The following is a 22,975-nucleotide window of genomic DNA, read 5'->3' as shown; positions in this document are numbered from 1 at the left end:
GATTGGAGTGCGATATGCTGGTTTTCCACCTCTAAAAGCGTGATTTATTCCAAACTGTTTTGACTCCTATGAATCCCCATCGCTCTCAGGTCTCGGTTCCTATCCTGCAGGAAAACTGGCACTTTCAAGAGCGGGATGCTTGCGGGGTCGGCTTTTTGGTGGATCAGCGGGGAAGAGCCAGCCACGACCTCTTGCAGAAAACCCTTCAGGCTCTCACCTGTATGGAGCATCGGGGTGGCTGTGGCGGCGACGGCCAGAGCGGCGATGGGGCGGGCATTGCGACGGCGATCCCCTGGTCGCTGTTGCAAGCAGAAATGGAAGAAATTCGAGCTTTGGATCCCGCTTACAGCGCGGTGGGGATGGTCTTTTTGCCTCAGGATCCCGCTGAGTGCCAGGCGGTGCAGCAGGTGATCGATGAGTACTTGACCACCACCGACTGGCAGCGGGTGGTTTGGCGGCAGGTACCGGTCAATCCCAATTGCCTGGGGCCGATGGCGCGGCAGACCATGCCCTCCATTTGGCAGATGCTCCTCACCCATCCCACGCTGGAAGGAGACGAGCTAGAGCAGCAGCTCTATCTGTTGCGGCGGCGCATTCGGCGGCGGGTAGAGGCTCGGTTTGGCTTTTATGCTCTGTATTTTGCCTCTTTGTCCTGCCGGGTTGTCGTTTACAAAGGCATGGTGCAATCGTCGGTTCTGGGCCAGTTTTATCGAGATCTGCAAAACCCCCTCTACACCACCACCTACGCCACCTACCACCGCCGCTTCAGCACCAATACCCTGCCGCGTTGGTCGCTGGCTCAGCCTTTCCGCTACCTCTGCCACAACGGCGAGATCAACACCTACCTGGGCAATGTCAACTGGATGGCCGCCCGCGAACAGACCCTTTCCCATCCCCGCTGGGGTACAGCGGTCGAGGATCTGAAGCCGATTATTGACCCCGGCACCAGCGACTCGGCGGGCCTGGACGCCGTGTTTGAGCTGTTGATTCAGTCCGGCTACTCCACTCAGCAGGCGATGATGGTGCTGATCCCGGAAGCCTATCGCAACCAGCCGGAGCTTCAGGATCACCCGGAAGTGGTGGATTTCTACGAGTTCTTCGGCGGCCTGCAGGAGCCCTGGGATGGCCCAGCGATGGTGGTTTTCTGCGATGGCAAAACCATCGGCGCCACGTTGGATCGCAATGGCCTGCGCCCAGCCCGCTACGCTCGCAGCCGCGATGGTCTGCTGGTGGTGGCCTCGGAAGCTGGCGTGGTTCCTCTGCCGGAGACCGACATTTTGGAAAAAGGGCGGCTAGGCCCGGGGCAGATGCTGACGGTGGATCTGCAGAGCGGGCAAATCTGCAAAAACTGGGAGATCAAAACCCAGGTGGCAGCCCAGCACCCCTACGGCGAATGGCTCAAAGCCCATCGCGTTCAGCTCAGCACCCAAGGCTTTGAAAATACCCCTCACCTCTCGGAAGAACAACTGTTACAAGCCCAAACCGCCTTCGGGTACTCCTCAGAAGATGTGGAGATGATCATCGAGGAGATGGCGGCTACGGGCAAGGAGCCCACCTTCAGCATGGGGGATGATGCGCCGCTGGCTGTGCTGTCCACCCAGCCTCATCCCCTCTACGACTATTTCAAGCAGCGCTTTGCCCAGGTCACCAACCCTGCCATCGATCCCCTGCGGGAGAGCCTGGTGATGTCTTTGGATGTGTATCTGGGATCCAAGGGCAACCTGCTGGAGATCCGCCCTGAGCATGCCCGCCTGTTGCAGTTGCGCAGCCCGGTGCTCAACGAAGCGGAGCTGGCCGCTCTGCAGCATACCCCTTTTCCCTGCCACACGCTCCCGATTCTCTATCCGGTGGCTGCCGGCCCAGAAGGACTGGAGGTCCAGGTACGGGCCCTCTGCCAGCAGGCGGCTCAGGCAGTGCGGGGGGGAGCTGAGATTTTAATCCTCTCGGATCGCGGCCTTGATGCCGAGCAGGCTCTGATCCCACCTCTGTTGGCGGTGGGCGCCATCCACCATCACCTCATCCAGGAGGGGCTGCGCCTACGCGCTTCCCTGGTGGTGGAGACTGCCCAATGCTGGAGCACCCACCACTTTGCCTGCTTGATCGGCTACGGGGCCAGCGCCGTTTGTCCTTATCTGGCCTATGAAGCTGTGCGGCAGTGGTGGCACAAGCCCAAGACGCAAACCCAGATGGCTGCCGGCAAGTTGCCCCAGCTTTCCCTGGCCGAGGTGCAACTGAAGTACCGCGCCGCCATTGAGGCAGGGCTGCTCAAGATTCTTTCCAAAATGGGCATTTCTCTGCTCTCCAGCTACCACGGAGCGCAGATTTTCGAGGCCATTGGCCTGAGCCAAGAGGTGATCGATCTGGCCTTCCGCGGCACGGTGTCGCGGGTGGGAGGCATGACGCTGGCGGATCTGGCCCGCGAGGGCATGGTGAATCACCAGCGGGCCTTCCCCGAACTCACCTCGAAAAAGCTGGAGAACTTTGGCTTTATCCAGGCGCGGCCCAAAGGCGAATACCACATCAACAGCCCGGAAATGGCCAAGCTGCTGCACAAGGCCATCGAATCGGGCCAGCCTGCCCACTATGAGATCTACAGGGCCCACCTGCGCAGCCGCACCCCCACCGCGTTGCGAGACCTGCTGGATTTCCGCAGCGACCGGGATCCCATCCCCCTGGAGGAAGTGGAACCGGCATCGGAGATTTTCAAACGCTTTGCCACAGGCGGGATGTCCTTGGGGGCCCTCAGCCGCGAAGCCCACGAGACCCTGGCCATCGCCATGAACCGCATCGGCGGCAAGTCCAACTCGGGAGAAGGGGGCGAAGATCCGGAGCGATATGCCCCCATCACCGATGTGGCCCCGGATGGCACCTCGGCTCGCTTTCCCCACCTGAAGGGACTGCGGATGGGGGACAACGCCAGCTCAGCCGTCAAACAGGTGGCCTCGGGGCGTTTTGGCGTGACACCAGAGTATTTGCTCAACGCCCAGCAAATCGAGATCAAGATAGCCCAGGGGGCCAAGCCGGGCGAGGGGGGGCAACTGCCGGGCAAAAAGGTGAGTCCCTACATTGCCAAGCTGCGCCGCTCCAAGCCGGGGGTGACCTTGATCTCGCCGCCGCCCCACCACGACATCTACTCCATTGAAGATCTGGCGCAGTTGATCTTCGACTTGCACCAGGTCAACCCCCAGGCCCAGGTGTCGGTGAAGCTGGTCTCGGAAGTGGGCATCGGCACGGTGGCGGCGGGGGTGGCCAAGGCCAACGCCGACATCATTCAAATCTCAGGGCATGAAGGGGGCACCGGGGCTTCCCCCCTGAGCTCCATCAAACATGCCGGGGCACCTTGGGAGCTGGGCCTGGTGGAGGTGCATCATGCCCTGCTGGAAAACGGCCTGCGGCAGCGCTCCATCCTGCGGGTGGATGGCGGCATTCGCACCGGCTGGGAAGTGGTGATGGCGGCCATGCTGGGGGCAGAAGAGTTTGGCTTCGGCACCGTGGCCATGATCGCGGAGGGGTGCATCATGGCGCGGGTATGCCATACCAACAATTGCCCGGTGGGGGTGACCAGCCAGAAGGAAGAGCTGCGCAAGCGCTTCCCCGGCACACCGGATCACGTGGTGACCTTCTTCACGTTTGTGGCGGAGGAGGTGCGCCAAGTCTTAGCCCAACTGGGCTACCGCTCTCTGAAGGAGGTGATCGGGCGGGTGGATCTGCTCTGTCCGCGCGCCGATGCGGTTCTGCAGAAGACCCAATCCTTGAACTTGGAGTGTCTGCTGCGAACTCCCCCCGGTTTTGATCCCAACACCCTGCCCGACTGGTTGGAGCATGAGCCGGTTCACGCCAACGGCCCGGTGCTGGATGAGCAGATCCTGGCTCAGCCGGAGGTGCAGAAGGCGGTGGAGACCTGCGGCACGGCCACGGTGGAGATCCCTATCGCCAACACCGACCGCTGCGTAGGCGGGCGCATTGCCGGAACCTTGGCCCGCTTGTACGGAGATACCGGCTTTGCCCAACAGGGGGGGCAGTTGGATCTGCGCTTTGTCGGCAGCGCCGGCCAGAGCTTTGGCGCTTTTACGCTGGCGGGGATGCGCCTGACCCTGACAGGAGAAGCCAATGACTACGTGGGCAAAAGCATGTGCGGGGGTGAGATCGTCATCTTGGCTCCCGGCGATGCGCCACGGGATCCCTCGGAAAATGTGATCTTGGGCAATACTTGCCTGTACGGAGCCACCGGGGGTTACCTATTCGCCAACGGCCAGGCAGGGGAACGCTTTGCGGTGCGCAACTCGGGAGCGCAGGCGGTGATCGAGGGATCCGGCGACCACTGCTGCGAGTACATGACCGGTGGTGTGGTGGTGGTGCTGGGGCGGGTGGGCCGCAACTTGGGGGCTGGGATGACCGGCGGCCTGGCCTATGTGCTGGATGAGGAGGGCGACTTTCCCGCCAAGGTCAACGGGGAGATCGTGCGCATTCAGCGGGTGCAGACGGCGGCAGCAGAGGCACAACTGAAGAGCCTGATCCAGGAGCACTATCGCCGCACCCATTCCCCCAAAGCGGAGCGCATTCTGCAAAATTGGGAATCCTGCTTGCCCCTGTTTTGGCAGGTGATCCCGCCTTCGGAGGAGGGCAGCGAGCTGACGGATCCCTTGCGATCCCAGCCGCTGGCAGTGGAGTCTTAAGGATCTCTCAGAGCCTGCCGGTAACACTTCTTATCCCCACGACGGCCAGAGAGGCTGGTAAACTGCGAGAGTATACCTGGCCTTTTCATCCGCTTTAAATCACTATGAGTCCCAGTTTGCAAGCTGCTCAAACTCAAGCGCGAGTGCCCACCGAGACCATCCTGACGCCGCGCTTCTACACCACCGATTTCGAGGCCATCGGCAAAATGGGCTTAGGGGATCGAGAGGCCGATTTCCGGGCCATCCTGCAGGAGTTTCGCGCCGACTACAACCGCCATCACTTCGTCCGGGGTGAGGAGTTCAACCAAGACTGGGAAAGCCGCCTGGATCCGCAGGCGCGCCGGTTGTTTGTGGAGTTCTTGGAGCGCTCCTGTACAGCCGAGTTCTCCGGTTTTCTCCTCTACAAGGAGCTGTCGCGCAAGCTAAAAGAGACCAACCCCGTTTTGGCCGAGTGCTTTGCCCTGATGAGCCGCGATGAGGCCCGCCATGCCGGCTTTCTGAACCGCGCCATGGGCGACTTCAACATGGCCTTCGACCTGAGCTTTCTCACTAAGCACAAGTCTTACACCTATTTCGCGCCGCGTTTCATCTTCTATGCCACCTATCTCTCGGAGAAGATTGGCTACTGGCGCTACATTCTCATCTACCGCCACCTGGAGGCCCACCCCGAGGATCGCGTTTACCCGATCTTCAACTTCTTCAAGAACTGGTGCCAGGACGAGAACCGCCACGGCGATTTCTTCGCGCTGATGCTTCTGAGCCAGCCCAGGCTGCTGCAGGGGTGGGTGGCCAAGCTGTGGTGCCGCTTCTTCTTGCTGTCGGTGTTCGCCACCATGTACCTCAATGATGTGGGAGAGCGCCCCGATTTCTACCGCCTCATCGGCTTGGATCCCCATGCTTATGACATGGAGGTGATCTACAAGACCAACCGCGAGGCGGCCAAGGTGTTTCCGGTGGTGTTGGATGTGGAAAACCCTGAGTTTGTGCGGCGGCTGCAGAAGTGTGTGGCCAACAACGCCAAGCTGAGGGAGATTGCCCGGGGATCCGGCCCCTTCAAGGGTTTGCGCAAGCTGCCCCTCTACCTGAATAACTTCTATCAGTTTTTGCGGCTGTTTCTGCTCAAGCCCCGCCGTGCCGGCTTCTACTTGTGGGAGCAGCCTGAGCCCCGTTTTGAGGGAGCGGCTGTTTCTGCTTAAGCTGTCTGCTGCCTCGCCTCAGTCGCGTCAGGGGTGTGGAGCACTCTTGCAGGTAGGCCATCACAGGTAGACCATGAACATCGCCACCGAGATTACTCCCCTCTTTTTGCTGGGAACGCTGGCCTTTTTGGGTTGGGGATTTTGGCGGGCTCGCCGACGGGGATCCTTGGCCGTCTGGGTGTGGTTGCAGGGATCCCTGCTCTTGTTGCCGTGGGTGGTTTTCCTGGGGCTGCTGCTGCTGGGGATCTACCTCAATTTTGCAGGCTTCCTGGTGTTGCTGTTGGTCTTTACAGGGCTTTACATTGCTGTGGGGCGCAAGACCCGCCAGTTGGCCCAGCAGGAGCTGCAGGCCCGTCGCGAGCAGTTGGCTCGTCTGGAAGAGCAGGGGGAAGCCCCTTCGGCAGGGGAGGCGCCTTTGGAAGCGCCTGCGGTTCTGCAGCGGATCTCGGCTGAGGATCTGCAGGCCATTCAGTCTATTTTCGGCCTCGATACCTTTTTCGTCACCGAGACCGTCCCCTATGGGGAAGGGGCGATTTTTAAGGGCAACCTGCGCCAGGAGGCGGAGGTGGTGGTACCCCTGCTGGTGGAGAAGCTCAAAGAGCAGGTGGGCAGTCGCTACCAGCTCTTTTTGGTGGAGGATCCGGCGGAAAAGCCGGCGGTGGTGGTCTTGCCGGATCCCATCGTCAATTACCGCGCTTCCGTGGGGGCGCAGATCCTGGCGGGGGCGTTGCTGGTCTTCAGCTTCGTCGCCACGTTGGAGGTGGGGGCCAATCTCTTGGGCTTCCGGCTGTTGGATGCGCCGGGGCGCTGGGTGGAAGCCCTGCCGGTGGCAGCCGGGATCTTCGCCATCTTGCTGGTGCACGAGACCGGACACCGCTGGATGGCGGGCAAGTACGGGGTGCGCCTCAGCCCTGCCTTTGTTATCCCCAGCTTGGGCATTGGCACGCTGGGATCCCTGAACCGCATCCAATCGCCAGTGCCCAACCGCAAGGCTTTGTTCGACATTGCCTTTGCTGGCCCGGCGGCGAGCGGGATCCTGTCGCTGCTGGTGCTCTTGGCTGGCCTGAAGCTATCCGGCTCAGGAGGGCTGTATGTGCCTACCGAGATATTCCGCAGCTCCATCCTAGTGGGCACTCTGGCCCGGCTGGTGCTGGGATCCGAGTTTCAGTCGGAGCTGATCCCCATTCATCCTTTCGTCGCCGTGGGCTGGATCGGCCTGGCGATAACGGCCTTGAGCCTGCTGCCTGCCGGCCAGTTGGATGGAGGTCGCATTGTGCAGGCGGTGTACGGGCGGAAGACGGCGGCCCGCGCCACCTTCATCACCCTCATTGCCCTGGCGGTCGCTTCCTTTAGCAACGTCTTGGCCCTCTATTGGGCGCTGCTGATCCTGTTCATTGCTCGCGAGCCAGAGCGTCCCCCTCAGGATGAAATCACAGAGACCGATGGCCAGCGGGATGCGCTGGCTTTGCTGGCCCTCTTTTTGATGGTGATGACCCTGCTGCCGATTGCCCCGGCTTTGGCGGGCTTTCTCAATTTCCCCAACGGCTGATGGGGCACAGGCTCAGGATCCGCCCGCGCGAGGAGCGCACTGCCATCCATGCCTAGACCGGGGAAAGGCTTTGGCCCAAGCAGAGCTGGAAAGGGCAAAGGAGAGCATCTGCAGCGTCTGTTGGCCCAGGCCGTTCGCCATCACCAAGCGGGGCAATGGCCACAGGCCGTCTCGCTTTACCAGCAGGTGCTGCAAGCCCAGCCCACTCACCCGGAGGCGCTGCACCTCTTGGGGGTCTGTCGGCAGCAACAGGGATCCCTAGAGGAAGCAATTGCCCTGATCCGGCAGGCCCTTGTCCAACAGCTTTGGTTCCCCGATGCCCACTTTAACCTGGGGATTGCCCTCAAGCAGGCGGGGCGGCTGGCGGAGGCGAAAACTCACCTGCAACTGGCCCTAGAGCAGGGGGGGCCGGATCCAGAAGTCTTCTACCAGTTGGGGCTGGTGCTGCGGCAGCAGGGAGATTTGGAGGCGGCCCTTGTCCCCTTAGGACAGGCCCTAGAGCTGCAGCCGGACTTTGCCGATGCTGCCTACACCTTGGCCATTGTGCTGCGGGATTGTGGCCAAGAGGAAAAAGCGGCGGAGCTGTTTTACCGCCTTTGGCAGGCCGATCCTGCCGACTTGGCCGCGGCCCTGGGCTGGTGTGTTAGCCAGTTGCCCTTGCTGTACGCCTCGGCAGACCAAGTTTCCGTGGCTCGGGAGCGCTACCGCCAAGCCCTACAACAGGTGAAGGGCCGCTGGGAACACCTGCCGCGGGATCCCGAAACCCTGGAGCGAGCAGCTGCCGGGATCGGCTCCGTCCAACCCTTCTTTTTGCCCTACCAAGGCCAGAACGACCGCGATCTGCAGCAGCTCTACGGATCCTTGGTGAGGGACGTGATGGCGGCCCGCTATCCCCAGCCCTCCGTCCTCTGGCAGCGACATCCTGGCCGAGTGCGGGTGGGCATTGTCTCCGGCCTGTTTCGGGATCACTCCGTTTGGAAGATCCTGACTCGCGGCTGGGTAGAAGCCCTGGATCGTGCTCAAGTGGCCCTCTACGGCTTCCACACCTCGGTCATCCAAGATGAGGTCACGTGCTCCCTGCCCCCTCGTTTTGAGCACTTTGTGGCCGGATCCCGCAGCATAGAAGAATGGCAAGCGGCTATTCGAGAGGCACAGCTGGATGTGCTCCTCTACCCGGAAGTGGGCATTGACCCGGTCTGTGCCCAACTGGCCGCCCTCCGCTTGGCGCCGGTACAGGCGATGGCCTGGGGCCACCCGCAAACTTCTGGCCTGCCGACAATAGACGTTTTCCTCAGCAGCGAGCTGATGGAGCCGCCGGACGGGGCCGGCCATTACACCGAGCAGCTCCTGCCCCTGCCTGGCATCGGCACCTACTATATTCCCCTAGAAGTTGACCCCGCCCCTGTGGACTGGCAAGCTTGGGGGGTGGATCCCGACAGGGTGCTCTATCTCTGCGCCCAATCCCTATTCAAGTACTTACCTCAGTACGACGAGGTGTTCCCCCGCATCGCCCGGGAAGTGGGGAAGTGCCAATTTCTATTTTTGCGGGGCCGCCTCTCCCAAGGGATCCGCGAGCGCTTTTGGCAGCGGCTGCGACGAGCCTTTCAGGCCTATGACCTAGCTGCCGAAGAGTATGTGGTGCTCTTACCAGAACTCTCCCCCGCAGAATATGCGGCCTACAATGCCCTGGGGGATATTTACCTGGATAGCCTCGGCTGGTCAGGGGGCAACACCACCCTGGAAGCCCTGCCCCACGGGCTGCCCATCGTCACCCTGCCGGGATCCCTGATGCGGGGCCGCCACACCTACGCCATCCTGCAGCAGATGGGGATTCTCGATACCATCGCTCATAACCTCGATGAATACGTCCAGATTGCCAGTCGGTTGGGCTTGGATCCAGAGTGGCGAGAGCAAATGGGCCAGCAGGTGAAAGCACGTCAAGATCGCGTCTACCGGGATCCCGCGCCGATCCGCGCTCTGGAAGAGTGGTTGCGAAGCCTGAAGACCTGAGGGGGCAGTTTGGGTGAAAGGATAAACGGGCGAGTGTTGTCCTCTTGAAGGGATCCCGGACAGATGGCAGGATAGGCGGGGTTGTCTTGCCGGGCTTTGCCCATGTCTTCTGAGTCTGCTCCCGGTCAGTTCCCCAGGCCGGAAAACGCCCCCGACAACTTGCCCTCCCTTTCAACGCGCCTGAAAGAGATTGCCGTGGTATTCCTGCGGCTGGGATCCCTGGGTTTCGGCGGCCCCCAAGCCCACATCGCCATGCAACACGATGAGGCGGTGATCCGGCGGGGCTGGATGAGCCAGGAACAATTTACCGAAGGGGTGGGCCTATGTGAAATGTTGCCAGGGCCAGCTTCTACCCAGATGGGGATCTATGTCGGCTATGTGCGGGCAGGCTGGTTGGGGGCGGTGCTGGCGGGGATTTGCTTCATTGCCCCTGCTTTTGTGATCGAGGTGATTTTTTCTTGGCTTTACTTTCGCTTTCAGGGGGTGCCGCAGCTAGAGGGGATGTTTTTTGGGGTGGCCCCGGTGGTGATCGCCATTATCCTGGCCTTTTGCTGGAAACTGGGCCGTAAAGCTGTGAAGGATTGGAGCCGGGGGCTGATCGCGGTGGCGGCCTTTGCCCTGCTGCTGATTGGGGGGGTGAATATCCTGTTGCTGTTCGGGCTGGCGGCTCTGGTGGGGCTGCTGCTGTATGGGCCCAAAAAAGGCCCACTATCGGGGATCCCGATTTTACTCCCTTGGCCAGTATTGACGTTGGCCCAGACGGTAGTGGCCACGGTTCCACCGGAAACCCTTATCCTGAGCAGCTTTTGGGGTCTGGAGCGGATTGGTGCCTATTTCTGGCCTTTGACCTTGTTTTTCCTGAAAGTAGGCGGCGCCATCTTCGGGGGAGGGCTGGTGATCATCCCCTTCATCGCCGACGAGGTGGTGGATCAGTTGGGCTGGTTGACGCCGACAGAGTTCTTGGATGGGGTGGCCATTGGGCAATTTACTCCTGGCCCGGTGGTGCTGACGGCAGCCTTTATCGGCTACAAGGTGGCAGGGGTGCTGGGGGCCCTGACGGCAACAGTGGCCATCTTTGCCCCTTCTTTTGCCTTTATTTTGCTGGCAGCTCCGGTTCTGTTGCGCATACGGCACAATGCTTGGGTGAAGGGATCCCTGCAGGCAATTACCCCAACGGCCCTGGGGGCTGTTGCTGCGGCTACAGTGCCCTTGGCCCAAAATGCGCTGCTACAACAAACAACTCCCGCTTCGCTGGTGGCTTTGGGGATCGGGGTAGCGGCCTTCATTGCCTTGATGCGCTTTCGCCAGCCCACTTGGCTGTTGGTGTTGATGGGAGGGGGGGCGGGTTTGCTGGCCCGAGGTCTGCTGGCCTAAAGGTTTTGCTCCCTGGCCCTGCTTTCTCCTTGGGGGTGAGGGAATGACCCTGATTCAGCCTGATGGCCACGGCACTAACTGGCTTGGGCCAGCCCTTCCTCAGAGGGATCCCTGCCTTCCAGGCGACAAAACAGTTGCCGCATGAGCAGCTCCCGTTGGCCAAGAGACAGGTGAGGGGCAAGGGTGCCGGGAAAGTGGGGCATGGCGAGGGTGACACGATCCAACAGGTCGGCGCGGCGATGTCTCTGTTGAATAGCCCAAGCCCGTTCCAGAAGGTTTTGGGCTGCTTCTGGCGCTAATCCCGCTTGCTCCGATAACCACGCTGCCAGTTGTTCCAAATCGGGGTCGAAGCGCAGCCGGTACATGTAGATCAACATGCCGATCCCGATCACCAAGCCCAAGCCACTGGCTACATAGGCGGCTTTGATGGAAGTTCCCGGCAGATAGGCCACCGCCGACACGCGCAAGATTTCGTAAGGGATGCGAATCAAGCTGTAGCCGACCACATACGTCCAAACCCAAGTGCCATCTTTAAGCTTGGGGAATCGCCAGAACATCCCCATCAACAGAGCAAACAGGGCCAGATTGAGGATGCTCTCGTAGAAAAAGATCGGGTGGAAAAACTCAAACTGGCTGTATTCCGGCTCGCGAGCTTGGGGAGGAATGTACACCCGCAGCGGCCAAGGGCTGTCCGGGGGAATAGGGGCACCATAGGCCTCGGAATTGAAAAAGTTGCCCCAGCGCCCAATGGCTTGGCCCAAAATTAACCCAGGGGTGAGAACATCGGCATACTTCCAGCCGTGGATCCCGGTGGCGCGGCAATAGAAGTAGAGAGCCAGAGCACCGGCCAGCACCCCGCCATGGATGATAAGGCCCCCCTGCCAAATGGCGAAGGCCGAGAGGGGGTTATCTCTGAACTCTGACCAATGGGTGATGACGTAGTAGAGTCTGGCCCCCAGAAACCCAGACACCACCAGCCACAGGGCCAGTAGCTCCACCCGTTCGCCGGCTTTGCCGGGTTCTTTCTCCAAATGACGGGATTCGGCCAGTGCTTTGGTCAAGATCAAGCCGACCAACACGGCCACTGCCATCAATAGGCCATACCAGCGCAGGCCCAGCCCTCCCACCAGCGGGGTGCCAGGGGGAAAACGGAAGACAAATTCTCCAGGTGAGCTGAAGGTGAGACCCAACAGCCCTGCACTCCATAGGTTCATCAACAACACGCTCTGCACCCCAAAATCCCTCAATTCAACTAACCTCACAGGCAAGATTCCACTGGGGGGTTTTGGACCCCATACCCCTACTCCCGCAGCACGTAGCCCACCCCACGCACGGTCTGGATGAGGCGCTTTTCCCCTTGGCCTTCGATCTTGAGGCGCAAATAGCGAATGTAGACCTCGATGATGTTGGAGTCGCCCATGTAGTCCAGCCCCCACACATGCTCCAAAATCTGCTGGCGGGTGAGCACCTGTCGAGGGTGTTCCATCAAGTAGCGCAGCAGGTCGTATTCTTTGGCTGTTAACTCCACTTGCCGCTCTCCCCGAGTGACCTCCCGCGTTACGGGATCCAGAATCAGATCCATGAACACCAACTGGCCATCGCGGGATCGCCTTGGCTGCCGCAAATAGATCCGTATCCGAGACAGCAGCTCCTGAATGCTGAAGGGTTTGACCACGTAATCATCCGCCCCGGCATCCAACCCCGCTGCTCGATCCGACACCTCATCTCTGGCGGTCATCAACACCACCGGCACGCGGTTGCCCGTTGAGCGCAGTCGCCGACAAATTTCCAAACCTGAGATGCCGGGCAACATCCAGTCCAACAGCACCAAGTCGGGGTTTTGGTCGCAGGCTGCCCTCAACCCGGCCATGCCATCGCTGGCTACGCTGACTCGATATCCCTCACAGGTCAGCTCCGTTTCCACAAAACGAGCCAGCTTAGCTTCATCTTCGATCACCAGAATGTGGGCAGAAGAGGGTTCAGGCTCTGGCATACGCTCTCTTGCTGAATCCAAGGAAGACGCCGAAAAACTTGCTCATTGCCCCCAAGCATATCTCAACCGTATGGATTGGCAGTCGAGATGACTGAATCCGTCCTAGCCTGCAACAGCCTTGTGGAATTGCCTGGGGTTGATATCAGCAAGTGCTTTGAGTTATTCAAAAGGCATTCATGTACCTTATCACCATGAGTATCCTAAGCCATGACCCTCTCTCCTGTTCGGCTCACCCCGCCCCTACCTCCCATTCGATGGGAAAAACTGCCGGAAGACTTTCCCTTGCCGGATGAGCCTGTGGAAAGCACCTTACAGCCCCTTTTGGCTGCTGCTCTGCGTGAGGCATTGGAACTCGCTCAGATGATCCCTGCCCAGGCTTTGATCGCCTCCAACTTTGGCCTTTGCAGCACTGTCGGGGACAAGGTGGTGGTGAAAGCCCCCGACTGGGTTTATGTGCCCGCAGTACAGCCGATTCCCGAAGGAGAGATCCGCCGCAGCTATACCCCCCACCTAGAAGGGGATCCCCCGGCGATTGTGATGGAATTCATCTCCGAAACCGAGGGCGGCGAGTACTCCATCAATCCCCACTATCCCTATGGAAAATGGTATTTCTACGAGCGCATTTTGCAGGTGCCTGTCTATGTAATCTTTCATCCCAAAACCGGTGAGCTGGATGTCTACCGCCTGGAGAATGGCCGCTATACCCCTGTATCGGCGGATGAAAACCGTCGCTACTGGATCCCGGAGATTGGCTTGTTTTTGGGGGTGTGGCGGGGACAAAAAGCCGAGACCAAAGCCAACTGGTTGCGGTGGTGGACTGCCGATGGGAGTTTGCTGCTGTGGGGGAGTGAACATATAGAGCAGGAGCGGCAGCGGGCCGAACAGGAGCGGCAGCGGGCTGAACAGGAACGGCAACGGGCCGAGGCGGCAGAGGCAGCTCTCGAACAAGCCCGCTCGGAGCAACGACGCCTAGCGGCAAAGTTGCGGGAACTGGGGTTGGATCCTGATGCGGCAACCGACTATTGTTGACTATCTGTTGATATCCCCCCATTTCCCCAGTAGGTGCGCCCTCGCCAAGACCGGGGTCGGCTGAGAGCAGACAGGATCACCCGCAAGACTGCCAAGGGATCCGCCAGCGGAGAGATCCAAAACGTCCAGGGGGGGTCTTGATAGGAGCCGCGAATCCCCACGAGCACACCCAACCGTAGGGCAAGCAACCCCAAGTTCAGCCCCAACAGCAATTGCTCCGTCAGGGAGAGGGAAAGCCCTAAGCCGATCATGCCCAGTAAACCCACCGCCGCCAGCCCAGGGATCCCTTGGGTGAGGACGAGGAGAGCTATATCCCCCCACAACTGGGCCACAGGGGTGGCATCTTTCAAATCGAGGGATCGGCCCCACTCTCGCCAAGTTTCGCCAAAAGAAGTGTACATGCGCACCTTGAGCAGGTGCCGACCGTCGTAAAAAGCTACTTTAAAGCCGGCTGCCGCAATCTGCCGCACCAAGGTGACATCGTCACAGAAGGAGGCCCGCGCCAGCGTGTAGCCGTTCATGGCTTCCAGCACCGACCGGCGCACTAGCATACATTGCCCATTGGCCATCGTCCGTTCTGGCAGGGTAGCCCTGTCTCCGGCTGCCCCATAGCGATAGATCAGGGTCACCAAAAGAGCCGGTTGCAGCCAGCCTTCCCCCCAGTGCTGCAAGATAAACTGCGGTGCCAGGGTGATCAGGTCGAGCCTTTGGGCCTGGGCGGTTTCCAGCAGGCGCTCCACCAAGCCTGGCTGGGGACGGGTATCGGCATCAATGCCCAGGATCCACTCAGAGGCCGGATCCGACTGGAGAAATCCGTAGTGCAAAGCCCAGGGGCGGCCCACCCATCCGCCGGGGAGGGGATCGTCGGTTACCAGACGGAAGCGCGGATCCCGCTTGGCCATCTGCAGCACTTTTTCGGGGGTGCCATCTTGAGAGCGGCTGTCCACCACCAGCACCTCCCGCAGGACGGAGCTCTGTTGGTGTAATCCTTCCAGGCAGGGATCGATGCGTTCCGCTTCGTTGAGGGTGGGCAACAACACGCTGACCAAGCCCGGCTGCAAAGGGATCCCAGGCTGACCGGGAGGCAGAGGGGAAGGGCGCCGCAAAGAGGGCAGCAGCCGCGCCAGCAGCACCGCCAGCATCGGCACTTGCATAACCAATAGACTCAGGGCGGCAGCATCTCCAGCCCAGGCAGGGATCCCGTTCATGCCAGTTCTAACCTGTAAGGGAAAAGTGTCCAAGAATGCTTGCAAGAGAAGCCCAGGGAGGACAAACTCATACTCATGGTGATTTAGCAATTCAAAATCAGTCTGGTTGCATCGTGCCTGTGCTCATTCCCCCTCAAACCTGCCGGGCTCTTCATGGATGTCTTCATCCGGCTCAGCCACAAGGGATCCCCTGTTACAGTTGTGAAATTGCACAGTGAAAGGCTCAACGCCGCGATTGCCCGCGAGGTACGGAAAGAGCTAAGCCAAATTCTCACCGAGAAACCGGGACATTTCTTGTTGGATCTTAGTCAGGTTAGCCTGATCGACAGCATGGGGTTGTCGGTTCTGGTTTGGGCGCATCGCCATTGCCGCGCTTCGGGCTATCAACTCAAGTTCTGCAGCCTGCAGGAGCAGGTCAAGCTGCTCTTCTCCATCACCGGCTTGGATGCCATTTACGAGATCTACCCCTCTGTAGAAAAGGCACTTGAGTCTTTTCCGTAGCTCTCCCTATCGGGTCAACTGAGAACCGTCAGGGATCAGCTTCTCAACACCTGGATTAGCCTAACGGTTGAAAACCTGCTCAGGGGGAGGGGTTGCTGTTTTGGTTCTCGACCGTCTGGGGCCGGTTCACCTGGGCATAAACTTCTGCCTGTTGCCGAATCTGCTCCCGAACTTGGGGTGGGGCCAACCGCGCTGCTTGCTCAAACAACTCAGGTGCTTTTGCCCGTAGGTTTTCATCGGTGGCGGAGCTGAGGGCTATGGCTTTGCCCAACACGGGGGTGAAATCACTGGGATCCGCCGCAATCAACTTGTCGTAGAGGACTACAGCTTTCTCAGTCTGGTTGTTGCGGGCGTAGACAAAAGCCAAGCGCAAACGTACATCATTATCTTCCGGCACTTCTTCCAGATGCTTCTCCAGCAGGGCAATGGCCTCAGAGGTGCGGCCCAGGGTTAGCTGCACATCCACCAACTGTTGTAGCACTTGCCCATCTTTGGGATCCCTGTCGTGAAGGAGCTGGAGCTGTTCTAACGCCCCTTCAAAATCCCCCGTATCCTGCTGGATTTCGGCCAAAAAAGCTCGCAGTTGCCGATTTTCGGGCTCCAGTTCCACCAGCTTCTTCAGCGGCTCGATTGCCCCTTGCGGCTCGTTGAGCTGCAGTTGGGTGTCGATCAACCCCCGCAGGGCAATGGGGTTATCCGGCTCCCGCTCCAGCACGACGCGATAGCCGTCTGCCTGGGCCCGCAGTTGCTCGGTTACCAGGCTGGCCTCTGGAGATTCGGAAGGCCCGAGGGCCTGGAATAGCGGGCCAAAGGAGAAGCCCAAGAAAGTTACCGTGCCCACCACCAGCAGCAAAATGTTGAGGAGCTTGCGGGCTGGGGATTCTTGGGGTTTGGACTGAGGCATAAAGGGCTCGCGCAGAAGACTCCTCTGTACTCTATCATCGGCGCCGGGGCAGGCTGCGGGGTGAGGTTACCCAATACCCAAAACTTTTGAAAACAGCATCCAAGGGGAGGGCAATGCCGTACTGAATTTAGGTAGTGCTGAATCTTTTTGCCACCCCTCACTCCCTCTTAACCATGCGGATCACCTGTTACCCCGACAACCTCACCTTGGAAGCCAATCCCCTGCTCACGGTTCTGGAAAATCTGCTCAAGGCGGGGGTGCACCATGTCCATGCCTGTGGGGGCAATGCCGCCTGCTCCACCTGTCGCATCCTGATTTTGGAAGGCAGCCAAAACTGCCGCAGCATGACTCCTGCCGAGAAGAAGTTAGCTCAACGGCTAGACCTTCCTGTACATATTCGTCTGGCCTGTCAAACCCGCATCACTGGAGATGTCACCCTGCAACGGCTGGTGATCGATAAAGCAGATGTGGAAGTAGCTCAACATCAATTGCAGGCCCATTCGGTCGGCAGCCAAGTCACCGCCGCCATTCTCAGCGCTTCCCTGCGGGGGACGGCCAACTTCGACGAGGAGAACTTTCCCTACGATGTTGTCTACACCTTGGGTCGCTACTTCGCCCAAATGGGGGCCTTGGTGCAGCAATATGGGGGAGTACTGGCCAACCAGAGTGGGCTGAGAAGTTTGGCCTTGTTTGGCTTAAAACAACCCGAGCTGGCCGTACAGCAGGCACTGCAGGCGGGATTGGCGCTTGGACAGTCGGTGGCGGAGTTGAACAGGTCTCTGCGGCAACTCTCCTACCCCCAGGTTAAGCTCACCCTCGGGATCCACTACGGCCCAGTCCTTTTGCTGCCCCTCGATCCCCAAGATCCGCAGCGGTTGTCCGCCTTCGGGAAGTCGGTTCAGTTTGCCACCTGGCTGGAGTCGGTTGAGGATGTTTCGCAAGGGGGGGAACAGACTGAGGAACAGAGCTTTCGGTTGCTCATCTCGGCAGCCGTGTATCGAGCCGTGGAAGGGCAACTCCTGCAGGTGGAGCCTCTTTCGGTGAAACCTTTTCCCAACGCCAAACCCATCCGAGTTTACAGGGTGCACCCTGACCAAGTTAGCTTGCCGGCTGGCGAGGAGGAAGCTCCAGAAGCAGCCAAGCCCGAACCGATTGGATGGCTGGAAGCGCTCCGGGAATGGCTACAGGCTTGGTCTCGTTTTTGAGGGATCCCTTCAGGCAAAAACGCCATCCCTTTGCTTAACTTGGGCCTGCAAATAGGGGATCCCCATCCGGTGGCAGTAATCTCCAAAGCTCTCGCCAGGACGGCGCTCCTGCTTGTAGGCCTGCAGGAGAACTCTCATGAGCGGCACGATCTGGCTGATGTGTACCCGATCCTGAAACACTTGCGCCAGGCGATCCCCCTGCGGGCTGGCTCCCAGCCAAAGCTGGTAGTAGCCATCGGGGGCGGATCCCACCAATCCCAGTTCCGCCAAGTAGGGTCGGGCACAGCCGTTGGGGCAGCCGGTCATGCGCACCAAAAAGGGCGAATCCTGCAGATCCAGCTCCTGCAACAGCCGATCCAACTGGCGAACCAGCCCCGGCAAAGCCCGCTCCGACTCGGTAATCGCCAACCCACAGGTGGGCAGGGCAGGGCAGGCCATCGACAGCCGCACCAGTTGGGGGATCTCTTCCTTGGAAAGCACCCCGTGGGATTTGAGGATCTGGTTGATGGCCTCCCGCTGGCCATCCTCGATGTCAATAAAGATCACGTCCTGAGTGGGGGTCAGCCGCATGTCCAGAGAAAACGCCTCCACAATCCGGCGCAGTGCCGTCTTGAGCTGTCGCTCTGGGGTGTCCTGGATACGGCCATTTTCGATGGAAATGCCCAAAAACCAACGGCCATCCCCCTGCTCGTGCCAGCCCAGGTAGTCGTCGCTGTTGGGAACAAACTTGGGTAGGGGGCGAAACCGGGGCAATTTTTCCCCCACATACTCCTCGACAACGCGGCGAAACTTGCGGATCCCCCAGTCTCTCACCAAGTATTTCAACCGCGCCTGCTTGCGGTCGTAGCGGTTGCCGTAGTCTCGCTGCACGGCCAAAACCGCTTGGCAAACCCGATACACCGATTCCGGCGGGGCAAAGCAGAGCTTCTGGGCCAGCAAGGGCTGGGTTTCTTCCTTGCCGTGAGTGCGTCCCATCCCGCCACCTACCACGATGTTGAAGCCCTTGAGGTTGCCCTTGCGGTCGGTGAGCACAATCAAGCCCAGGTCCTGGGAGTACACATCTACCGTGTTTTCCCCAGCTACGGTGATGGCTGTCTTGAACTTGCGGGGCAAATATACGGGGCCATACAGAGGTTCTGGCCCCTCCAGGCGCACCCCGTTGCCCACAAACTGCTCTGCTTCCCGCACTTCCTCATCCACCGGTGGGATGGGAACCGGCTCCCCATCCACCCAGATCTCGTAGTAGGCAGAGGTCTTCGGAGCCAACAGATCCGCCAGCTTGCGGGCATACTCTTGGGCATAGCGATAGGCAGGGCGATTTTTGTAGGGGGCAACCGGTGCCATCACGTTGCGGTTGACATCGCCGCAGGCGGCCAGGGTGGATCCCATCTGTTTGAGAATGCTGGCTATGGTGGCCTTGAGGTTTTTCTTGAGGATCCCGTGCAACTGAAAGGTTTGCCGCGTTGTGGCTCGCAGGGTGCCATTGCCGTACTCATCGGCCAGCCGATCCAGGGTCAAGTAAAGCTGGGGGGGCACGTGTCCCCCGGGGATGCGGGTGCGCAACATCATCGAATAGGCCCGCTCCAGCCCCTCCTGCTTTCGCTGCTGCCGCCGATCCCGGTCGTCCTGCTGGTAAGCCCCGTGAAACTTCAGCACCTGCACCGCCGCCTCGCTGAAGTGGGTGGTGTCTTGGGCCAGCTCCTGCTGAAGGGGATCCCGTAGAAAGTGGCTGTCTGCCTTGATCTGCTCCACCTTGGAGCGCTTGGCCTCGGATGGGATCATGGGGGGCATTGGTGATCTCCGGTAAACCGGTCGGAATACTTGTGAATAACAGGCTATCACCTCCTTTGAAGAGCGTCCAGTTGGAAAAGTCAGCCTCCTATCCGGGTTTTGTCCCAAACCCGCAAAACTTGTTATTTGAGTCAGCTGGAGATGTCGGCGCTTCTAGCTAGCCAGGGCTAGGCGGGCACCATACTCCTGCACCGACCACAGTTGCCAGGCACAATTCCCCTGCAGCTCCAAAACCAGGTCGTGGTAGGCCAAGAGGGTGGGACGATGGCCGACGCTGATGTAGGTGGTGTTCAAGTGTTGCAGTTGCAGGTAGAGCAGTTTTTCGTTGGCCACATCCAGGGCGCTGGTGGCCTCGTCCAAGATGGCGTAGCGGGGCTGGGTGATCAAAATGCGGGCGAAGGCAAGGCGCTGCTGCTCCCCAAGGGAGAGGGTGCTGGCCCAATCTTTCTCCACATCAAAGCCGCCCACCCGCTCCGGCAAGTCCCCCAAGTTCACCTGGGCCAAGACTCGGATGAGATCTTCATCGGTGAGGTCTCGGCGGCGTTTGGGATAGAGCAGTTGATCCCGCAGGGATCCCAGCAGCATATAGGGTTTCTGGGGCAAAAAGAGCATCTCCTGAGTATCTGGGCGGGCGATGGATCCCTGGCCGTTGGTCCATAGGCCGGCAATGGCCCGCAACAGGGAACTTTTGCCGCTGCCGCTAACACCGACAATCAAAAGCCGCTGGCCGGCTTCCAAGGCGAAGGAGAGATCCCGCACCAGGGTTCGTTCTGAATTGGGGGTGAGCAAAGTGACGTGGTTTAGCGCCAATTGCTGGGCAATGCGAGTTTGAATGTTGCTTTCCCGAGCGCCGGTGTGGCGCAGCGCCGGATCTTCCAGAGACTCGTGAAAGGAGCCTAAGCGGTTGATCCCAGCGGCAAAACTGGAAATGCTTTGAATCTGGTTGGCCACAATGGAGAGGGCGCTCAACACCTGGCTGAAGGCAATGGTGGCTTGGGTAATGGTGCCGAAATCTCGCACGCCGCTGAAGTAAAGGGGGGCGACGATGACATAGGGCACAATGCGGGTGAAATAGTTGTAGGCGTATTGGAAAATATCGATGATGGCCTGCCAGATGATCAGCAAATTAAAATTGCGCAAGGCCGCACCAAAGCGATGCAAAATTTGCCTGAGTTCTTGATCCTCTCCCTGGTAGAAGGCAATGGACTCGGCATTATCCCGCACGTGCACTAAGCTGTAGCGAAAATCAGCTTCGTAGCGCAGTTGATCGAAGTTAATTTTGATCAGCTTGCGACCGGCCAAAATGGCGATGGCAGTACCGATAGTGGCATAGACCACCAGACCCAACGCCAACGGACGAGAAATACCATAGAGAATGCCAGTAAAAGCATAGAGGGTGAGAATCGAGTCGAGAATGTCCAACAGGAAGGAGAGGGTGGTGCCGGTAAAGGAGCGAACATCCTCGGAAATGCGCTGGTCGGGGTTGTCGATTTCGGTGTTGGCGGCGTTGGAATCCAGCTCGTAGTAAGCCCGCTGATCGAAGTAGCGATCCAGAAAATGATCGGTCAGCCATTCTCGCCAAAACAGCCCTAGCTTGAGGCGAGTGTAGCGGTAGATCACCAAAATGGGAATAGCTGAGATAATCAGCACTCCATAAATAATCAAAAATTGCCAGAAAGTGGGCTCTTCTTTTTGCTGCAGAGCTGTGTCGATAAACCGAAAGATAAAGCTGATCATCACGTTCAGCCGGTTGACCGTCAGCGACAGAAACAGCAAAAAGGTGAGCAGCACCCACTGCAACCAGCGCTGGCGAAGCTGCCGCCACACTGCCCCAAAACAAAGGCTGCTCAAAGCCAAGCTGACCGAGGCCACCCACAGCACTGGCGAGGACAAGTTTCTCTTCGTTTGCGCCACCAATCCGGCTGCCACATTGGTGAAAAACTCCGGGAACAGGGCTTGACCGACCAAAGTTACCCCAATCTCCACAAAGAACATCAGGGCAACCACAAACACCATGGCCGCTGCCAGCAAGCCCAAAAAGATCCAGCCCCCATAGCGCACTCTGGGGTAAAAGTAGGGCTGGGCCACGGTGATAAACCGATCCCACAGTTTGCGGTCGAAGTTAAATTGAGAGGCTTGGGATTCCATTTTTGCGGTCGGCGGAGAGAGCAAGATCGACATCTCCCAGGCTAGCAGGCCATGGGTGCCAATCTGTGTTCAACAGGAGCGGATTCATTGGGGGTGAAACGCGGATCCCCCTTGTCCCATCCAAACCGTCTTGGCTCTGGGTCTTGCTCACCCACACACCCCTTGCTTAAAGCCAGTGTCCCTTCAACCTTGCAACCGGCTTTGCCAAGCCGATTGGGCCGCCAGCCACACCGTCTGAACCGGCACGTGAAACTCCTGGGCGCGGGCCACACAGTCGCGAAACTCCGGCTGAGCGTTGACGATGCGGCCATGGTGGCGGGCCACTTTGATGTCTACCAGGCCGTAAGGGGTTTCCACCCGCTCAATGACCCGCTCCAGTAGGGTGCGCTGCTGTTGGAAGTGGCGAATGCCCAGGGTGGTGGTCTCCCGGAAGATGAGATCTTGACACTCCGGCACCCGATCCGGCGGACAGATGACGGTAAGCAGGATCCCCGGCCGCCCCTGTTTCATGGTGATCGGCTGGGTAAACACGTCCCAGGCCCCCAGGGCCAACAACTGCTCGCAGGTGTAGGCAATCACTTGGGGGTTGAGATCGTCAATTTGGGTCTGCAACACCGATACCGTTTCCGTTAGCTCTCCCCCATCGGCTTCCCCAATCCAGAGACGAAACACGTTGGGAATAGGCAGCTCTTGGGCACCGGCCCCACGCCCCACTTTTTCCACCCGCATCGGCGGACAGGGGCCAAACTCTTCCGCCAACGCCACGGCCAAGGCTGCTCCTGTGGGGGTCACCAGCTCCGCTTCCACCCCGTTGCTGAACACCGGCACGCGGCCCATTTCCCACAGCTCGATCACCGCCGGCACCGGCACGGCCAATTTGCCATGCTCTGTGCTCACCCAGCCGCCCCCAATAGGATGGGGGGATGACAACACCCGCTCCACCTGCAGCCAATCCAGGCCGATGCAAGTGCCGACAATATCCACCAAAGCATCCACTGCCCCCACTTCGTGAAAGTGCACTTTTTCCACGGGCACTTGATGGACTTTTGCTTCTGCCTGCGCCAACTTTTCAAACACCGCCAGGCTGCGGGTCTTGATGGCTGGGGAAAGCTGGGATCCCGCGATCAAAGCCTGAATCTCTGCCCAATGCCGAGCAAGGGATCCCCCACTCTGGGATCCCAGCACCTCCACCACAGCTTGCAGAGCAGGCTGCCCACACCGCTGCACCCGGCTCACCTGCAGGCTATATTCCCCCTCGATGCCCAACGCCTGGAGCTGACGGTTGAGGTACTCCAAAGGCACCCCGCAATCCAGCAGGGCTCCTAGACACATATCGCCGGCAATGCCCGCCGCACAGTCGAAGTAGGCTATTTTCATGCTGGAGAACTGGG

Annotated in this window: 15 protein-coding genes; 8 read left to right on the top strand and 7 right to left on the bottom strand. The window is 59.5% G+C overall.

Annotated elements, in window-relative coordinates; all coding sequences use genetic code 11:
• Window positions 1-68 precede the first annotated feature (68 nt).
• The 5 genes from NW842_RS01190 to chrA all read left to right on the top strand — a co-directional run bounded on the left by NW842_RS01190 (window position 69) and on the right by chrA (window position 10,805).
• Complete coding sequence (locus tag NW842_RS01190) at window positions 69-4,676, top strand: glutamate synthase-related protein (RefSeq protein ID WP_414417315.1); 4,608 nt, start codon at window positions 69-71, stop codon at window positions 4,674-4,676.
• 104 nt (window positions 4,677-4,780) lie between these two features.
• On the top strand, window positions 4,781-5,872 hold the full coding sequence (gene acsF, locus NW842_RS01185) for a magnesium-protoporphyrin IX monomethyl ester (oxidative) cyclase (protein ID WP_414408010.1): 1,092 nt from the start codon (window positions 4,781-4,783) through the stop codon (window positions 5,870-5,872).
• A 73-nt stretch (window positions 5,873-5,945) separates the two neighbouring features.
• On the top strand, window positions 5,946-7,421 hold the full coding sequence (locus NW842_RS01180) for a site-2 protease family protein (RefSeq protein ID WP_414373771.1): 1,476 nt from the start codon (window positions 5,946-5,948) through the stop codon (window positions 7,419-7,421).
• Between the two features lie 48 nt (window positions 7,422-7,469).
• Window positions 7,470-9,431 carry a tetratricopeptide repeat protein gene (locus tag NW842_RS01175; protein WP_414417314.1) on the top strand — a complete coding sequence of 654 codons (1,962 nt, stop codon included), beginning with the start codon at window positions 7,470-7,472 and terminating at the stop codon, window positions 9,429-9,431.
• 102 nt (window positions 9,432-9,533) lie between these two features.
• Window positions 9,534-10,805 carry a chromate efflux transporter gene (gene chrA / locus NW842_RS01170; RefSeq protein WP_414373773.1) on the top strand — a complete coding sequence of 424 codons (1,272 nt, stop codon included), beginning with the start codon at window positions 9,534-9,536 and terminating at the stop codon, window positions 10,803-10,805.
• Between the two features lie 74 nt (window positions 10,806-10,879).
• Here chrA and lgt read toward each other — a convergent pair whose 3' ends face one another.
• Together lgt and NW842_RS01160 are read right to left on the bottom strand one after the other, a co-directional pair.
• Entirely contained in the window at window positions 10,880-12,019 is a 1,140-nt protein-coding gene (lgt, locus tag NW842_RS01165; RefSeq protein WP_414373775.1) for a prolipoprotein diacylglyceryl transferase, read from the bottom strand.
• Window positions 12,020-12,105: 86 nt separating this feature from the next.
• The gene (locus NW842_RS01160; RefSeq protein WP_414373777.1) at window positions 12,106-12,798 is read right to left on the bottom strand and encodes a response regulator transcription factor; all 693 of its coding nucleotides are present in this window, start codon (window positions 12,796-12,798) and stop codon (window positions 12,106-12,108) included.
• A 207-nt stretch (window positions 12,799-13,005) separates the two neighbouring features.
• Here NW842_RS01160 and NW842_RS01155 point away from each other — a divergent pair, with 207 nt between their 5' ends.
• The gene (locus tag NW842_RS01155) at window positions 13,006-13,827 is read left to right on the top strand and encodes a Uma2 family endonuclease (protein ID WP_414357528.1); all 822 of its coding nucleotides are present in this window, start codon (window positions 13,006-13,008) and stop codon (window positions 13,825-13,827) included.
• Here NW842_RS01155 and NW842_RS01150 read toward each other — a convergent pair.
• Window positions 13,818-15,035 (bottom strand): glycosyltransferase, encoded by a 1,218-nt coding sequence (locus tag NW842_RS01150; protein WP_414373779.1) that lies wholly within the window; start codon window positions 15,033-15,035, stop codon window positions 13,818-13,820. The two genes, NW842_RS01155 and NW842_RS01150, sit on opposite strands and share 10 nt — an antisense overlap.
• 153 nt (window positions 15,036-15,188) lie before the next feature.
• Between NW842_RS01150 and NW842_RS01145 the strand changes: the two genes are divergently transcribed.
• Window positions 15,189-15,536, top strand: coding sequence for an STAS domain-containing protein (locus tag NW842_RS01145; protein ID WP_414332321.1), 348 nt, complete (start codon window positions 15,189-15,191; stop codon window positions 15,534-15,536).
• 79 nt (window positions 15,537-15,615) lie between these two features.
• Here the strand turns inward: NW842_RS01145 and NW842_RS01140 are convergent, their stop codons facing one another.
• Complete coding sequence (locus tag NW842_RS01140) at window positions 15,616-16,440, bottom strand: tetratricopeptide repeat protein (RefSeq protein WP_414417313.1); 825 nt, start codon at window positions 16,438-16,440, stop codon at window positions 15,616-15,618.
• 173 nt (window positions 16,441-16,613) lie between these two features.
• Between NW842_RS01140 and NW842_RS01135 the strand changes: the two genes are divergently transcribed.
• The gene (locus tag NW842_RS01135) at window positions 16,614-17,645 is read left to right on the top strand and encodes a 2Fe-2S iron-sulfur cluster-binding protein (protein ID WP_414417312.1); all 1,032 of its coding nucleotides are present in this window, start codon (window positions 16,614-16,616) and stop codon (window positions 17,643-17,645) included.
• A gap of 9 nt (window positions 17,646-17,654) precedes the next feature.
• Here the strand turns inward: NW842_RS01135 and NW842_RS01130 are convergent, their stop codons facing one another.
• The 3 genes from NW842_RS01130 to larC all read right to left on the bottom strand — a co-directional run bounded on the left by NW842_RS01130 (window position 17,655) and on the right by larC (window position 22,961).
• On the bottom strand, window positions 17,655-19,436 hold the full coding sequence (locus NW842_RS01130) for an NADPH-dependent assimilatory sulfite reductase hemoprotein subunit (RefSeq protein WP_414417311.1): 1,782 nt from the start codon (window positions 19,434-19,436) through the stop codon (window positions 17,655-17,657).
• A 153-nt stretch (window positions 19,437-19,589) separates the two neighbouring features.
• Window positions 19,590-21,617 carry an ABC transporter ATP-binding protein/permease gene (locus NW842_RS01125; protein WP_414417310.1) on the bottom strand — a complete coding sequence of 676 codons (2,028 nt, stop codon included), beginning with the start codon at window positions 21,615-21,617 and terminating at the stop codon, window positions 19,590-19,592.
• Between the two features lie 150 nt (window positions 21,618-21,767).
• Window positions 21,768-22,961 carry a nickel pincer cofactor biosynthesis protein LarC gene (gene larC / locus NW842_RS01120; RefSeq protein ID WP_414417309.1) on the bottom strand — a complete coding sequence of 398 codons (1,194 nt, stop codon included), beginning with the start codon at window positions 22,959-22,961 and terminating at the stop codon, window positions 21,768-21,770.
• Window positions 22,962-22,975 lie beyond the last annotated feature (14 nt).

Origin of the sequence: Synechococcus sp. R55.4 (assembly GCF_047461935.1) — a bacterium.
Classification (GTDB): Bacteria; Cyanobacteriota; Cyanobacteriia; order Thermostichales; family Thermostichaceae; genus Thermostichus.
The sequence above is the reverse complement of the archived record's forward strand: the minus strand, read 5'-3'. Positions and strand labels throughout refer to the sequence as shown.

What these genes read in the sequence shown, in the direction of transcription:
- NW842_RS01190 (WP_414417315.1), top strand. Translation starts at nt 69, where the DNA reads ATGAATCCCCATCGCTCTCAGGTCTCGGTTCCTATCCTGCAGGAAAAC.
- acsF (WP_414408010.1), top strand. Translation starts at nt 4,781, where the DNA reads ATGAGTCCCAGTTTGCAAGCTGCTCAAACTCAAGCGCGAGTGCCCACC.
- NW842_RS01180 (WP_414373771.1), top strand. Translation starts at nt 5,946, where the DNA reads ATGAACATCGCCACCGAGATTACTCCCCTCTTTTTGCTGGGAACGCTG.
- NW842_RS01175 (WP_414417314.1), top strand. Translation starts at nt 7,470, where the DNA reads ATGCCTAGACCGGGGAAAGGCTTTGGCCCAAGCAGAGCTGGAAAGGGC.
- chrA (WP_414373773.1), top strand. Translation starts at nt 9,534, where the DNA reads ATGTCTTCTGAGTCTGCTCCCGGTCAGTTCCCCAGGCCGGAAAACGCC.
- lgt (WP_414373775.1), bottom strand. Translation starts at nt 12,019, where the DNA reads ATGAACCTATGGAGTGCAGGGCTGTTGGGTCTCACCTTCAGCTCACCT.
- NW842_RS01160 (WP_414373777.1), bottom strand. Translation starts at nt 12,798, where the DNA reads ATGCCAGAGCCTGAACCCTCTTCTGCCCACATTCTGGTGATCGAAGAT.
- NW842_RS01155 (WP_414357528.1), top strand. Translation starts at nt 13,006, where the DNA reads ATGACCCTCTCTCCTGTTCGGCTCACCCCGCCCCTACCTCCCATTCGA.
- NW842_RS01150 (WP_414373779.1), bottom strand. Translation starts at nt 15,035, where the DNA reads ATGAACGGGATCCCTGCCTGGGCTGGAGATGCTGCCGCCCTGAGTCTA.
- NW842_RS01145 (WP_414332321.1), top strand. Translation starts at nt 15,189, where the DNA reads ATGGATGTCTTCATCCGGCTCAGCCACAAGGGATCCCCTGTTACAGTT.
- NW842_RS01140 (WP_414417313.1), bottom strand. Translation starts at nt 16,440, where the DNA reads ATGCCTCAGTCCAAACCCCAAGAATCCCCAGCCCGCAAGCTCCTCAAC.
- NW842_RS01135 (WP_414417312.1), top strand. Translation starts at nt 16,614, where the DNA reads ATGCGGATCACCTGTTACCCCGACAACCTCACCTTGGAAGCCAATCCC.
- NW842_RS01130 (WP_414417311.1), bottom strand. Translation starts at nt 19,436, where the DNA reads ATGCCCCCCATGATCCCATCCGAGGCCAAGCGCTCCAAGGTGGAGCAG.
- NW842_RS01125 (WP_414417310.1), bottom strand. Translation starts at nt 21,617, where the DNA reads ATGTCGATCTTGCTCTCTCCGCCGACCGCAAAAATGGAATCCCAAGCC.
- larC (WP_414417309.1), bottom strand. Translation starts at nt 22,961, where the DNA reads ATGAAAATAGCCTACTTCGACTGTGCGGCGGGCATTGCCGGCGATATG.